The 13,525-nt window shown below is 29.9% G+C and carries 11 protein-coding genes, 1 tRNA gene and 1 pseudogene; 8 read left to right on the top strand and 5 right to left on the bottom strand.

Features of this window, described 5'->3' with window-relative positions; genetic code table 11:
• Positions 1-3: 3 nt before the first annotated feature.
• Both pfkA and ACKGJY_RS01500 read right to left on the bottom strand, forming a co-directional pair.
• The gene (gene pfkA / locus ACKGJY_RS01505; protein ID WP_413972075.1) at positions 4-990 is read right to left on the bottom strand and encodes a 6-phosphofructokinase; all 987 of its coding nucleotides are present in this window, start codon (positions 988-990) and stop codon (positions 4-6) included.
• 145 nt (positions 991-1,135) lie between these two features.
• Positions 1,136-5,539 (bottom strand): translocation/assembly module TamB domain-containing protein, encoded by a 4,404-nt coding sequence (locus tag ACKGJY_RS01500; RefSeq protein ID WP_413972074.1) that lies wholly within the window; start codon positions 5,537-5,539, stop codon positions 1,136-1,138.
• A 200-nt stretch (positions 5,540-5,739) separates the two neighbouring features.
• On the opposite strand from ACKGJY_RS01500, the gene tsaD reads away from it, so the two are divergent.
• From tsaD to ACKGJY_RS01485, 3 genes are all read left to right on the top strand, one after another.
• Complete coding sequence (tsaD, locus tag ACKGJY_RS01495) at positions 5,740-6,762, top strand: tRNA (adenosine(37)-N6)-threonylcarbamoyltransferase complex transferase subunit TsaD (RefSeq protein WP_413972073.1); 1,023 nt, start codon at positions 5,740-5,742, stop codon at positions 6,760-6,762.
• Positions 6,763-6,905: 143 nt separating this feature from the next.
• Positions 6,906-7,598: a peptidylprolyl isomerase gene (locus ACKGJY_RS01490; protein WP_413972072.1), complete on the top strand. Its 693-nt coding sequence runs from the start codon at positions 6,906-6,908 to the stop codon at positions 7,596-7,598.
• Positions 7,599-7,600: 2 nt separating this feature from the next.
• Complete coding sequence (locus ACKGJY_RS01485) at positions 7,601-8,308, top strand: 16S rRNA (uracil(1498)-N(3))-methyltransferase (RefSeq protein WP_413972071.1); 708 nt, start codon at positions 7,601-7,603, stop codon at positions 8,306-8,308.
• On the opposite strand, the gene ACKGJY_RS01480 is transcribed toward ACKGJY_RS01485, so the two are convergent.
• Complete coding sequence (locus tag ACKGJY_RS01480) at positions 8,303-9,031, bottom strand: DUF1223 domain-containing protein (RefSeq protein ID WP_413972070.1); 729 nt, start codon at positions 9,029-9,031, stop codon at positions 8,303-8,305. The genes ACKGJY_RS01485 and ACKGJY_RS01480 overlap by 6 nt on opposite strands.
• A gap of 97 nt (positions 9,032-9,128) precedes the next feature.
• On the opposite strand from ACKGJY_RS01480, the gene ACKGJY_RS01475 reads away from it, so the two are divergent.
• The 5 genes from ACKGJY_RS01475 to ACKGJY_RS01455 all read left to right on the top strand — a co-directional run bounded on the left by ACKGJY_RS01475 (position 9,129) and on the right by ACKGJY_RS01455 (position 13,059).
• On the top strand, positions 9,129-9,725 hold the full coding sequence (locus ACKGJY_RS01475; protein WP_413972069.1) for a DUF4159 domain-containing protein: 597 nt from the start codon (positions 9,129-9,131) through the stop codon (positions 9,723-9,725).
• Positions 9,726-9,911: 186 nt separating this feature from the next.
• Positions 9,912-10,412, top strand: a complete 501-nt coding sequence (locus tag ACKGJY_RS01470) for a TrmH family RNA methyltransferase (RefSeq protein WP_413972068.1) — start codon at positions 9,912-9,914, stop codon at positions 10,410-10,412.
• A 19-nt stretch (positions 10,413-10,431) separates the two neighbouring features.
• Entirely contained in the window at positions 10,432-11,520 is a 1,089-nt protein-coding gene (locus ACKGJY_RS01465; protein ID WP_413972067.1) for an AI-2E family transporter, read from the top strand.
• 7 nt (positions 11,521-11,527) lie between these two features.
• A complete protein-coding gene (locus tag ACKGJY_RS01460; RefSeq protein ID WP_413972066.1) occupies positions 11,528-12,706 on the top strand; it encodes a THUMP-like domain-containing protein in 1,179 nt (392 codons plus the stop codon).
• Positions 12,703-13,059: a hypothetical protein gene (locus ACKGJY_RS01455; RefSeq protein ID WP_413972065.1), complete on the top strand. Its 357-nt coding sequence runs from the start codon at positions 12,703-12,705 to the stop codon at positions 13,057-13,059. Before ACKGJY_RS01460 ends, ACKGJY_RS01455 begins: the two co-directional genes overlap by 4 nt.
• A 128-nt stretch (positions 13,060-13,187) precedes the next feature.
• Here the strand turns inward: ACKGJY_RS01455 and ACKGJY_RS01450 are convergent.
• Positions 13,188-13,251 (bottom strand) — tRNA-Leu (locus tag ACKGJY_RS01450).
• Between the two features lie 86 nt (positions 13,252-13,337).
• A pseudogene (locus tag ACKGJY_RS01445) lies at positions 13,338-13,525 on the bottom strand (hypothetical protein); the annotation flags it as partial.

The raw sequence follows: 13,525 nt of genomic DNA, 5'->3' as shown, positions 1-13,525 counted from the left end.
TGTTTATGTGCTCATGATATCTGATACACGAAGTAATTCTAAATTTATTTTTGATTTTCCTTTAATAGCGTTGTCTAAAGGTGTTAATTCCATAACATTATTCATTAAACCTACCATATAGTTGGTTTTACCTTCCATTAAAGATTCCACAGCTTTTACACCCATTCTACTGGCAAGTACTCTATCAAAACATGATGGCGAACCGCCTCGTTGCATATGGCCTAAAACAGAAACTCTAACATCGTAGCCTTCCATGTTTTCGTCTACATATTCTTTAAGCTGAAAAATATTTTTCCCTATTTTATCACCTTCAGCAACTATTACTATACTTGATGATTTTCCTGATTTCCTACTTTTATTTAAAGATTCCACCAAACGATCTAATCCTAAATCTTCCTCAGGAATTAAAATCTCTTCGGCCCCACCAGCAATACCAACATTTAGTGCAATATGCCCAACGTCTCTACCCATAACTTCGATAAAAAACAATCTGTTATGAGAACTTGCGGTATCTCTAATTTTATCAATAGCTTCAACTACTGTATTTTGTGCTGTATCAAAGCCTAAGGTATGAGAGGTTCCAAAAATATCGTTATCTATAGTTCCAGGAATACCCATTACTGGAAAATCAAATTCTTCATTAAAAATCATGGCTCCTGTAAAAGTACCATCACCACCAATAGCAACTAAAGCATCAATCTCAGCTTTTATTAATTGGTCATAAGCCTTTTGTCTACCTTCTTTAGTTCTAAATTCTTTAGAGCGTGCAGATTTTAATATAGTACCACCTTTGTTAATGATACCTTTTACACTTCTAGGGCCCATAACTTCAAAATCTCCAGTCATCATACCTTCATAACCTCTGTATATACCAATACATTCTATATTATGATATGCACAAACCCTCACTACTGAGCGAACTGCGGCATTCATCCCTGGAGAATCTCCTCCAGAAGTAAAAACACCTATTTTCTTTATTTCTTTTGACATTAAATCCTTTATTATATGGTAAAATTACTAAACAAAAACCATATTTATGTAACATATATCATATTTTAATGCTTTAATAAAACTATAACGTTTTAGTAAGCAAAAAAGCTTGAATTATTATCAAAATTTATGAAGATATATTCTATTAATCTCCTTTTTTAGAGGATTTTACCGTAATAAAATTAGGAAGCGCACTAGCTTCGTTATTTTGTGCATCAGTTGCCGAAGTTTTATCTGATTGCGGTTTCTTTTTAAATAAGTTACGTATTAACTCTTTAAAGGTATCAAAATCTACATTATATGATAAACCTACACCTTGAGTATACCCAATATTTTGTCCAAAACTTTGTATGTTATTTTCTCTGTTAAATACTTTGGCTGATAGTGTACCATCATCATTTAATAAAAAGTTAATTTCTAAATCTCCCGCAATAACAGTTTGTGTTTCTCCAGCGCCACCTACGGGAACACCAACGCTACCATTAAAAAATACTTTATCATTAATTTGAGTTTGAAATGTAGCCACTACCCTATCATCTGTTTGATAATCTGGTCGGTTTTGGCCGGCTTCATAATTAAATCCAAAATTAATTTTACCATCTTCACTAGTAAAAATACCATTTACAATACCATTTAAACGTTCTGCAATAGTACCTGACACGTTAAGCTCTCCAGAGCCTCTATTTTGAAATGAACCTCCTGTGGCTAAGAAATAAAGGGCTTGATTTTGTTTTTCAGAATCAGAATCGAGCCTATATTGTAGCTCAGATTTAATAGTTGAATTTGCATTTGGAAATTCAAAATCAAAACTAGGATCTGGTCGTTCTAAATCGCCATTTAAAGCAATATTTAACTCCACAGGAATACTTCTGTTTATGGGATTATCTAAAAGCGGAGATGGGTTAGTTTGTGTTTTATAAGTAGCTAACATGTTAATTTGTGCTTTAAGCGGATCGCCTTCCCAAGCTACAGTTCCACCTGGTTGCACAATAAACTGTTTTTGTACCAAGCCACCGTAAGCAAAATTATAAACCCCTTCAAATACGGAGAAATCGCCCCACATATCAAATTTACCGTTTGTGTTTATTTCTACTAGTAAGCCACCAACACCCCTACCTTTTAAGGCATGCCCAGTTTCTTTATTTATTATAATTTCTAATTCTGCGTCTTGGGTAACATCTAAATCAAAATCCAATTCTAATCCTTGAACATCATTTAAAACGAATGCTTCTCCTTTTTCTCTCGCTTCTTTTTGTTGCGGTGTAATAAAGTGTATAAATGAATTATCACCAAACGATTCTGTATCACTTAGCGGTATTTTAAATACGGTTCCTTTTTTTGTTTCGCCTACCACACGTATCACCAAAGCCTCTGTTGGCCCATAAATATTAGCATTACCACCAATAAAACCTGTACCATAATATAGAGATTCTTCGGTTTCTTTTGTATCTAAAACTAAAAACCTATTTGTAGATAAACCCAAATCTAGCCTCCAGTTAGACAGATTAATATGACTTAGCTTACCATTTAATTGCGCTCTAGAATTATATTTCGTGTCTTTAAGTTGTATCTCGTTAAATAAAAAGCTTTGATTGTTTAAACCAACTTTGGCGTTTTCGTTTAATTGATAATCTACATTTAAATACGGTATTGTAAAGCCTCCTTTATCTACGTCCAATTCGCCAATTATATCTGGTTTTTTTAAATCTCCAATTATTTTAGCATTCCCTGTAGCTAGCCCTCTAATATTTGATAAAACACCAGATAGTAATGGATTTAAAGGGCTTAAATTAAATCTATCAAATTCTAAATCAACATCTATTTTTGATCTATTTCTGCGAACATCTATATCGCCCATTGCCGAAAACGTACTCTTTACTTCATCTATAATACTTACATCTACATTGTATTTAGATAAATCTCTATTGCCAATAATTTGGGCATTAAAATCTCCTAACGGAAAATTATTTACTTTAAGATTTTCTACAATTACTGTAGAATTTGGTAGATAAGCGCCATTTTTTTGGAGTATATCCAACTTACCATTTACTATTCCGTTAAGTTTAAGGCTATCTATATCTGGGGTTATTTTTGATAGTCGAATATCTTTAAACTTTAATTTTAAATCTTTTTCTGTAGAATCTTTTATAAAACCAGATAATGTTACTCTTTCTGTACCATGATTAATATTAAATTGATTTATATCTACGGAGGAGAAATCTTTATTAAATGAAATTTTATTAAATCTGTCGTTTGCAGAATTAATAAGCCACTTGTAATTTTTAATAACTACATCAGAGGTTTTAAAGCCTATAACAGAATTATTTTTTTCGTTTATCGTGTGATAAAAACTTAAATTAAATTTATCATTATTACGCTTTCCTCCAGTAAATTCAGAGCGCATAAAAAGCGTATCATTAACTGTAGCATTAATAAGGCTGAATTTTGAAGCATTATAAAAATTTGTATTGATACTATCAACCTCTATGTATGTATTAAAAAGCGGATTGCTATTATCAACCTGAAGCTCTATGTCTTTTGCAAAATTATTTAATAATTTTATTTGTGGTGATTTAAATGTTAGCCTAAATTTATCAGCATCACTTTGAATACTGCCACGAATAAACGTGTTTTTTCCTAGCTCAACTTCTGGGTAAACAACCTCAATTATTTTATTGTAAATACTAAAATTAAAATTTATACGCTGGTTATTAGCAACTTCATGAGGTTTGTAATTTGTATAAATATTACCAACTGAGTTTTCTAGTAGCTTAACGATATCTTTAACTGAAAACTCTCCACTTATACCGCCTTTTATAATATCTGGCGAATCAATGTTTATATAGCGTGTTTTTTCTTGAAAACGAGATTCAATTTTAAAACTATCAAACTTATAAGTATCATTTTGGTTTTTGTAGGATGTGTTTCTAAATGTAATTTTACCGTATGCATCATCAAGACTACTGCTATTCATATTCATATTAACAGTACTCTTAAAAATAGAAATACTATCTTTTTTTACAAAATTGAGTTTGTTTAAATCGGCATAGTCTACTTCGGCTTCAAAATCGTATTTATTTACAGTTTCAGAATAATCAATTAATCCGTTAAATTTTAGTTTTAAATTAGTGTCGTTTACTAATAAAATACCATCAAAAATTTTGTTTTTAATTTTTCCTGAAACCTGAGTTTTAGTATAATTATAATTATTGTAATTTAATTGATAAACATCACCTTTTACTTCAGTATCAATAGTTTCTGCTAAAAAGCCCTTGCCATTTACTTTCATATCCAATGATACCTTGCCAACTTTAGCATCATTAATAAAGCTTCCTAAATTAAAAGTATCTAAAACTATTCTACCATTATATGTAGCATTATCAATGTCATTAATTTTAGTAATGTGTAAATCAGAATTTACAAACCCCAATTCTGTATTCATTTGTAAATTGGCATCAACTTCAGATGCTGTAACTTTTGATATTCCAGTAATTGTAAATTCACCCAAATTATCAAAAGATGAAGGTATTGCAGCCCCTAAAACGTTTGGTAACAAAGCTTTTAAATCTTTATAAGTAGATGTAAGATTGGTGAATTTACCATCCATTAAAAAATCGTTTGACGCTTTACTAAATAGATTTTTAAATATAATATCCCCATATACTTTGGTGTTGCTACTTGTGCTTAATTTTAAATTTTTAGTTTGTAAATTATTAAGCGTACCTGAGATATCTACACTAAAATTAGTTTGCTGATTTTGCCCAAATTCATTGTAAAATGTATTTAATTCATCCATTAAAATAGTAGATTCGTTAAATGAAGCTTCTACTATTACTTTGTTAGTAAAATACTTAAAGTCTTCTCTCTTATACAAAAATTTTAAGTCGCCATTTAGTGTCGAATTATCAGTTTTTACCTCCAAATTATCAAACGTCATTTGCGACAGGGTATACTTAAAATTGGTCATTAAATTTTTAACGACTACGCCTCTGGTATCTCTAAACGATAATGTATTTATGCGCGCACTAACATCGCTTCCATCAATTAAAAATTTTGTAGCGTTTATATTTAAGTCTTCAAACTCTAAAATTTTAGTGGTTTCTCTATTTTCATCTAATAATCTAAACGTGCTGTTATAAATAGAAACATCACTAGATGATAACAAAAAATTAGTGCCGCTTTTTCTAGGATTATCACTTTCAAACTTTTTAACAAAGACATCAAGATTAGTGTTTGATTGATTTTTGTAGGTTTTGATATTAAAAACCAAATCTTTAACATCGATATCTCCAAAGATAAGTTGACTGTTTATAATATTTGAAAAACTTAAAATTGAGGTATTGAGTTCTCGTATATTTATTAGTGTATCTTGTTTATAATCTTCAACATATATATTTTTTAGTTCAACATCACCATTAAACTGTAACCCTACTTTCTCTATATTAATATTAGTTTTAAACGCTTTATTTAGGCGATTGGTGGCATATTTACCCAAACGTGTTTGTACTGCAGGAATAGAAAGCACAAGTACCAAAATGATAAATAACAATAGTATTATTGCTAAAACTTTATATAATATTTTGAGTGCTTTTTTAATACTTCAAATTAATTAAACAATTAATAACTTAACACAACACTTAGGATAATAATACTGAAATAATACCTAATTTTGTAGTTGTAAAATTATAACAAAAATTGGTTATTTATCTTGTTTCCAAAATTAACAATTATTGTGCCTAATATTTAGTAATGGCTAAACAAAATATTTATATTCTTGGTATTGAGTCGTCTTGTGATGATACATCTGCTGCTGTTATGCATAATGGTAAGGTTTTAAGCAATGTTGTTGCTAGTCAAAAAATACATGAGGATTATGGTGGTGTAGTACCAGAATTAGCCTCTAGAGCGCACCAACAAAATATTGTTCCTGTTGTTGACCAAGCGCTACAAAAAGCTGGAATTACAAAAAACCAACTTAGCGCTATTGCATTTACAAGAGGCCCTGGGTTAATGGGAAGTTTACTAGTAGGCACATCTTTTGCAAAATCGTTAGCCTATGGTTTAAACATCCCTCTAATTGATGTTAACCATATGCAAGCACACATATTAGCACATTTTATAGAAGAAGCCGATTTTGCATCACCGCCATTTCCATTTTTAGCCATGACTATTTCTGGTGGCCACACCCAAATAGTACATGTTAAAAATTATTTTGACATAACTGTAATTGGTGAAACCATAGATGATGCTGTTGGTGAGGCTTATGACAAAAGCGGAAAGATTTTAGGCTTAGGCTATCCAGCAGGACCAGAAATTGATAAACGTGCACAGTTAGGTAATCCAAAGGCATTCGCTTTTACTAAGCCAAAAGTTGATGGATTAAACTTTAGCTTTTCTGGTTTAAAAACCGCTATACTTTACTTTATACAAAAACAAACTAAAGCAAACCCTAATTTTATTGAAGAAAACCTTAACGATATTTGTGCTTCTATTCAATACACAATTATTGGTATTTTAATTGATAAACTAAAAAAAGCTACAGCAACAACAGGCATTACACATATTGCTATTGGCGGTGGTGTTTCTGCAAATTCTGGTATTAGAAACGCATTAAAAGCTGGAGAGCAAAAATTTGGCTGGACAACCTATGTGCCTAAATTTGAATACACTACAGATAATGCTGCTATGATTGCTGTTGTTGGATATTTAAAGTTTTTAGAGGGAGATTTTGCAGCACAAGATATTATGGCTTCAGCAAGATTGAAGATTTAGAATTTGTTGCATAACACGATTAGCACCTCTTTTTTTTATTAAAGAAATCCCTAATCTAATATAAAAATTAAGTTAAATTATTATCTCCAAATTATTGGGGATTTTAAAGTTGTAAACAATAAATTCTTAAAAACTTCTTAAGTATGAAAACTTACAACGTGGTTAAAAATTTAAATTTGAAAAACTTTAAATATAATACCATGAAACAATACCTACTTACTTTCATTTTTTCTGCATCTCTATTAGTGATGAATGCTCAAACTAGCACAGAAGCAACACTTTCGAGTATTGAAACACATGAGCAAGCAAAACAATTTGTAAAAGACAAATATGCGTTTAATAGTAAAATATTCACCTTTAATGAAGCAAAACACAAAACACAACTTGCAAAAACCCTTTTTAAATTAGAAAAAGGACAGGTAAAATCTGAAAAGGCTGCATCAGAAAAAATACTATATAAAATTTTAGAAAAAACAAAAAATACGTACCATAGGGTTTCTTATATCTTTTTAGACGGTAATGAATATAGTTTAGAAAGTATCAATACATTACGAGAAACGCTAATTAAGAAGTATAATAATGGTATTCCGTTTAATGCACTTGCTAACCAATATTCCATGGATAATAATGCAAATAAAGGTGGCGATACAGGTTGGTTTACTACAGATGATGTAAACTCAGAATTTGAAAGTACCTTAATTAAAGACAATCATACTTTAGATACCATCTATAATGTTGATATTAACTCTACAAACTCGTATTATTTAGTATTAAAAACCTTTGCACCAAAAGATATTACTGAGATTAAAGTTCTAAAAATTGTAGAACCCATATAATAATGCAACTATTTTACAGTATTGACATTACAGAAAACGCTGATGTATTTACTTTTTCTAAAGAAGAAAGTAGGCATATTATTAAGGTATTGCGAAAATCTATCGGCGATATACTTTATATAACAAATGGCAAGGGCTGGTTATTTACTGCCAAAATAGAATTTATTTCGAATAATAAATGTACCGCTAAAGTTGTTTCAAAAGAAAAACAATCAAAGCGTTTTTATAACTTACATTTAGCTGTTGCGCCTACTAAAATGAACGACCGCTACGAATGGTTTTTAGAAAAAGCTACCGAAATAGGTGTAGATACCATAACGCCTATTATTTGCGAACACAGCGAGCGTAAAGTTGTGAAACTTGAACGGTTTGAGCGTATTTTACAATCTGCCATGAAACAATCCTTAAATTGTTACTTACCAAAATTAAATGATGCCATTACCTTTAAAGATTTTATGGCACAAAACATTGAGGGACAACTTTTTATAGCACACTGTGAAAACTCAAAAAAAGCATCCTTAAAAAGCAAATTAGCACCAAAATTGAATACGACTATACTTATAGGACCAGAAGGTGATTTTAGTAAAAACGAAATTGAGTTAGCTTTAAAAAAAGAATACCAGCCAGTAGCTTTAGGTGATACCAGATTGCGAACTGAAACTGCTGCAATTGTGGCGTGTCATTCTGTAGCTTTTGTTAATGAGTTATAAAGCTATTTGAGTACCACCAGTAATATCTAAGTTTTTAGATACTACCAAGGCCACAACCAATAGTTCGTCATTACTTTCAATAATATTTGGGATATCTAAATTTGCTGTACCGGTTTTAGAATCTAATGCTATCAACTTTTCTTTAACTACAATATTTGTGTTTTTTAAAGTCCTACTTCTATTTTCTCCTCGATTTACTTTTGTGGTGCGCTCTTTAATGGCTATTATTAATCTTAATTTTTTGTTAGTTGTTTCACCATTTACAGCATAATTTAGTGTTAACGTATTTATTTCTTTTTTTATATTAGATAAATTAACTGTATTTGTAGGCAACTCCTTTATGTAGGTGTTAAGATTACTGCGCATATCATTAGTATCAGAGCCTACAAAATGAGTTTTACCATTAACAACAACTTGGGGTGTATAAATGGAGTTGCTCAAAAATTTATTACCATAAGTACGCTGCTTATCACTAAATACCGAACTGCTAAAAGGATCTTTCCAGCCTATATAGTTCCAGTAATCAACATGATATGATAATGTTATCACTTTATCTGCATACTCTGCTTCTACACGCTCTAATAAAACATCTGCTGGCGGGCAACTGGAGCAACCTTGCGAGGTAAATAATTCTAATACCACTAAAGGTGGATTATCTATAGCAGGTTTTGAAATATATAATGAAGTTAATAGTATAAATAATCCTAAAAATAACTTTTGCATAATAATTCTTTATATTTTTGAAACTATGATTTTTAGTAGTCAATTCATTCAAAATCTTACAATATCCGTGTTTTTTAGCATGTTTTTAACAACTAATATGTTATCACAAGATATTGCTGTTTTAAAATACAAAGGCGGTGGCGATTGGTATAGCAATCCTACAGCATTATCTAATTTAATTACATTCTGTAACCAAAACATAAAAACTAAAATTTCTACTGAACCACAAACTGTTGAAACTGGTAGTTCTGATATTTTTCAATATCCTTTGCTACATATGACGGGTCATGGTAACGTATTTTTTAGTGAAGATGATGCAGAAAATCTTCGTAATTATTTGATTTCTGGAGGTTTTCTACATATTGATGATAATTATGGAATGGCACCTTTTTTAAAAAAAGAATTAAAAAAAGTATTTCCAAATACAGAATTGGTAGAGATACCATCTAAACACCCAATATTTAATATTGCATATAAATTTCCCAATGGATTACCTAAAATACATGAGCATGATGGAAAGCGCCCACAAGCTTTAGGTATTTTTGATAAAGACCGATTGGTGTTATTATTTACCTTTGAAAGTGATTTAGGTGATGGATGGGAAGATCCCGAAGTACATAATGATCCTGAAGATGTACGCCAAAAAGCACTTAAAATGGGTGCAAATATTGTTAAGTATGCATTTGAGAATTAATAATATTTAGGTGAAAGATGTCTTAATCATATTTATTGAATTCTTTTTTGAAGTTGATACACACTATGATTATTCTCCCAAAAAATTACTTAAAGTAATTGTAAAAGTTATTATTTATATTTTAGGTCTTATGATATTTATATATTTTTTACTTGATATACATAAATCTGTTACTATTTCTCGTTAATGCAACTCACTCATTACAATACCTCTTTTAAAAAACAAACATTTCCTATTGTGTTAGTTTGTGATAATGTTACCAATGCACCAAATATTGGTAGTTTGTTTAGAATATGTGATGCTTTTGGTGTAGAACAACTTATCCTATGTGGAGAAAATATTCCATTAGGTAGAAAGATGAAAAAAACATCTAGAGCTACTGAAAAAATAGTGCATTACAAAACAGAGTCCTCTGCTTTAGCGGCTGTAACACAATTAAAAAAAGACAATTTTGAAATTATTGCGTTAGAAATCACATCAAAAAGTAAATCAATCAGTCACCATAAATTTTTAAATAATAAACCAATAGCACTTATTATTGGTGATGAAAATTTTGGAGTAACACAATCCATACTTCAAATAGCAGATGCTATAATTCATATTGAAATGTTTGGACAAAATAGCAGTATGAATGTAGTACAAGCCACAAACATTGCACTTTACGAAATTACTAAACAATTGTTGTAAAACTTTATATATTTACAACATGAAATCAAACACCATAGCTAACGGAATTTTAAGAGCAATAGCCATTGTATGTGGTGTTGCACTACTACTCTATTTTCTATATGAAATTAGATCAGTAATTGGTTATATTTCTATAGCTGCTGTAATATCTTTAATTGGTAGGCCAATAGTTTTATTTTTAGAACGAAAATTAAAATTTAAAAATACCATAGCAGTTGTGGTAACAATGGTAGTACTGCTAGGTATATTTTTTGGTTTGGTTGGTCTTTTTATTCCTTTAATAATTGAACAAGGTCAGAATTTATCGTTGTTAAATATAGACGAATTACAAGGTAGTATTGAAAATTTGTATATAGAAATTTTAACCTATTTTGATTTACATAAAATTGATGTAGAAGAATCTCTAAAAGACTCTAACTTACTTTCTAAAATAGATTTTGCGTTAATTCCAGATTTTCTAAATTCAATTTTAAGTGGTTTAGGCAGTTTTAGTATTGGCTTATTTTCAGTGTTATTTATTTCATTTTTCTTTTTAAAAGATAGTAGATTGTTTGAAAATGGTATACTTACCTTTATTCCTGTTGGAAAAGAATCGCGCTGGAAAACCTCTTCTACCAAAATTAAAGATTTACTATCTCGCTATTTTGTTGGTCTTATTTTCCAAATACTTATTCTATTTATTATTTACATGATAGGTTTATTGATAATTGGTGTAGAAAACGCAGTTGTAATAGCATTTTTATGTGCGTTGCTAAATTTAATTCCTTATGTAGGTCCAGTAATTGGAGTTGTATTAATGTTAACCTTAACTATGACTAGTAATTTAGGTGAAAGTTTTAGCGACGTAATTTTACCAAAAACGTTTTGGGTTTTACTTGTATTTATAATTGGGCAATTGGTAGATAACTTTGGAAGTCAACCCGTCATTTTTTCAAAAAGTGTGAAATCTCATCCTTTAGAAATTTTCTTAGTTATTCTTATCACTGGTATATTATTTGGTGTCATCGGTTTAATTATTGCTGTACCAGCTTACACTGCAATTAAAGTTATTTTAAAAGCTTTTTTATCAGAAAATAAAATTGTAAAAAAGCTAACAAAAAACTTATAGTCTTTATTTGAATAAACGTATTTTAAATATTGAAATTCAAGATTTTATAGATTTAAATTTAAATTCAGATATTTCTAGTTTACTTCTTAAAGGCACCAATTTTTATGATGTTAAAACTTCTGAAATAATAGCGCAAATTGAGGCTAAAAAACGTGCTAAAAGTAAACTACCTTTATGGTTTAATACTAAAAACATCTATTACCCTAATAAGCTTAATATTGAACAAACGTCCTCTGAGGTTACTGCAAAATATAAGTCTGGTTTAATTAAAGGACATAATATCATTGATCTTACAGGTGGTTTTGGTATAGATTGCTTTTACTTTTCTAAACAATTTAACATTGTAAAGCATTGTGAAATTAATCAAAAACTATCCCATATTGTAAATCATAATTTTAAGCAGTTTAATGTTTCAAATATTGAAACTATATCTACCAACGGTATTGCTTATTTAAAAGATAATTCTGAGTATTTTGATTGGATTTATATTGATCCATCAAGACGGCATGATAGTAAAGGCAAAGTATTCTTTCTCAATGATTGTATGCCCAATGTGCCAGCACATTTGGAGTTATTATTTAAACGTTCCAATAATATTTTAATAAAAATATCACCATTATTAGATATTTCCGTGGGTATTAATGAGTTAAAACATGTAAAATCTATTCATGTTATAGCAGTAAATAATGAGGTAAAAGAGTTGTTGTGGGTTTTAAAAAAAGGGTACAATGATGAAATTTCTATAAAAACAATAAATATTAAACCAAAAACTAATCATTATTTTGAGTTTAATTTTAATGATGAAAAACTGCAAAATGCACGTTATAATAAACCATTACAGTATTTATACGAACCCAATGCAGCTATTTTAAAGGCGGGTGGCTTTAATCAGGTTGCTCATCAACTATCTGTTTTTAAACTTCATAAACATTCGCATTTATATACAAGTGAAACCTTACTTACTTTTCCTGGGAGAGTACTTAAAATTCAAAATGTTATAATTTACAGTAAGCAGGCTTTAAAGAAACTGCATATTACTAAAGCCAACATTACTACTAGAAATTTTCCTGAAACTGTAGCAAAACTTAGAAAGAAAACCAAAATTAAAGACGGTGGAGATCTCTATTTGTTTTTCACTACAGATGCAAATGAAACCAAAATTATTATAATCACTGAGAAAGTATGATTATTGAAGAATTAGTAGGAACATATACGGTAACAGGACATAATCAAAATGCTGAATTAAACACCTATAAAGGTACGTTGCATTTAGAACTTGACGAAAACAATAGGATTAGAGCTAAATGGGTAATTAATAACACTCAAGAGCAATTTGGCTATGGTTTTTTTAAAGATAACATTCTTGTAATAAACTTTAACTACAAGAACGATAATAAAACATTTAAAGGCGTTGTAGTTTACAAATGTATTTCTAAAGATGTACTGGATGGGTTTTGGTCTGAAAAACATGGAGACCCTAATTATCTCGGTAAAGAGCAATGTTTTAGAGTGGACATTAATAGTTCGGATATTAACTAAAAATTACACGTGTATGCGTACACTATCCTAATTGATAAAACGTATAATCATATATTCACAAATTAAGCTTCTAATAGATAACAAATAAAACAAAAAAGCCTCACTATTTCTAGTGAAGCTTTTTGTGAGCCCTGAAGGATTCGAACCTTCGACCGTTCCGCTTTTAAGCGGAATGTCCTAACCAGCTGAACGGATTAGTTTTTCAATGTAAATCCTTGACTTTTTTTTCTTTATTTCACGTTCTCTAGCATAAGCAGCAGTTCTTGTTTCATAAGATTCTAAATACACCACAACCCAATCATTTGTTTTCCCTGTATAGCCTTTGTGGTTTGTATTTGCTTATGTAATCTTTCCTGCAACGTACCGCTTGTAAAACCAACATAATAGCGATTTAAAGCGTTTGAATATAATATGTATGTGTAATGATTCATCTTAAAACAAAAAAGCTCCACTTTACAGTGAAGCT

This window comes from Hyunsoonleella sp. 2307UL5-6, from assembly GCF_047345485.1.
Classification (GTDB): domain Bacteria; phylum Bacteroidota; class Bacteroidia; order Flavobacteriales; family Flavobacteriaceae; genus Jejuia.
Note: the sequence above shows the minus strand (reverse complement) of the source record. Positions and strands in the feature narration are given on the sequence as shown.

What these genes read in the sequence shown, in the direction of transcription:
- pfkA (WP_413972075.1), bottom strand. Translation starts at nt 990, where the DNA reads ATGTCAAAAGAAATAAAGAAAATAGGTGTTTTTACTTCTGGAGGAGAT.
- ACKGJY_RS01465 (WP_413972067.1), top strand. Translation starts at nt 10,432, where the DNA reads ATGAAATCAAACACCATAGCTAACGGAATTTTAAGAGCAATAGCCATT.
- ACKGJY_RS01490 (WP_413972072.1), top strand. Translation starts at nt 6,906, where the DNA reads ATGAAAACTTACAACGTGGTTAAAAATTTAAATTTGAAAAACTTTAAA.
- ACKGJY_RS01455 (WP_413972065.1), top strand. Translation starts at nt 12,703, where the DNA reads ATGATTATTGAAGAATTAGTAGGAACATATACGGTAACAGGACATAAT.
- ACKGJY_RS01480 (WP_413972070.1), bottom strand. Translation starts at nt 9,031, where the DNA reads ATGCAAAAGTTATTTTTAGGATTATTTATACTATTAACTTCATTATAT.
- ACKGJY_RS01470 (WP_413972068.1), top strand. Translation starts at nt 9,912, where the DNA reads ATGCAACTCACTCATTACAATACCTCTTTTAAAAAACAAACATTTCCT.
- ACKGJY_RS01475 (WP_413972069.1), top strand. Translation starts at nt 9,129, where the DNA reads ATGTTATCACAAGATATTGCTGTTTTAAAATACAAAGGCGGTGGCGAT.
- tsaD (WP_413972073.1), top strand. Translation starts at nt 5,740, where the DNA reads ATGGCTAAACAAAATATTTATATTCTTGGTATTGAGTCGTCTTGTGAT.
- ACKGJY_RS01485 (WP_413972071.1), top strand. Translation starts at nt 7,601, where the DNA reads ATGCAACTATTTTACAGTATTGACATTACAGAAAACGCTGATGTATTT.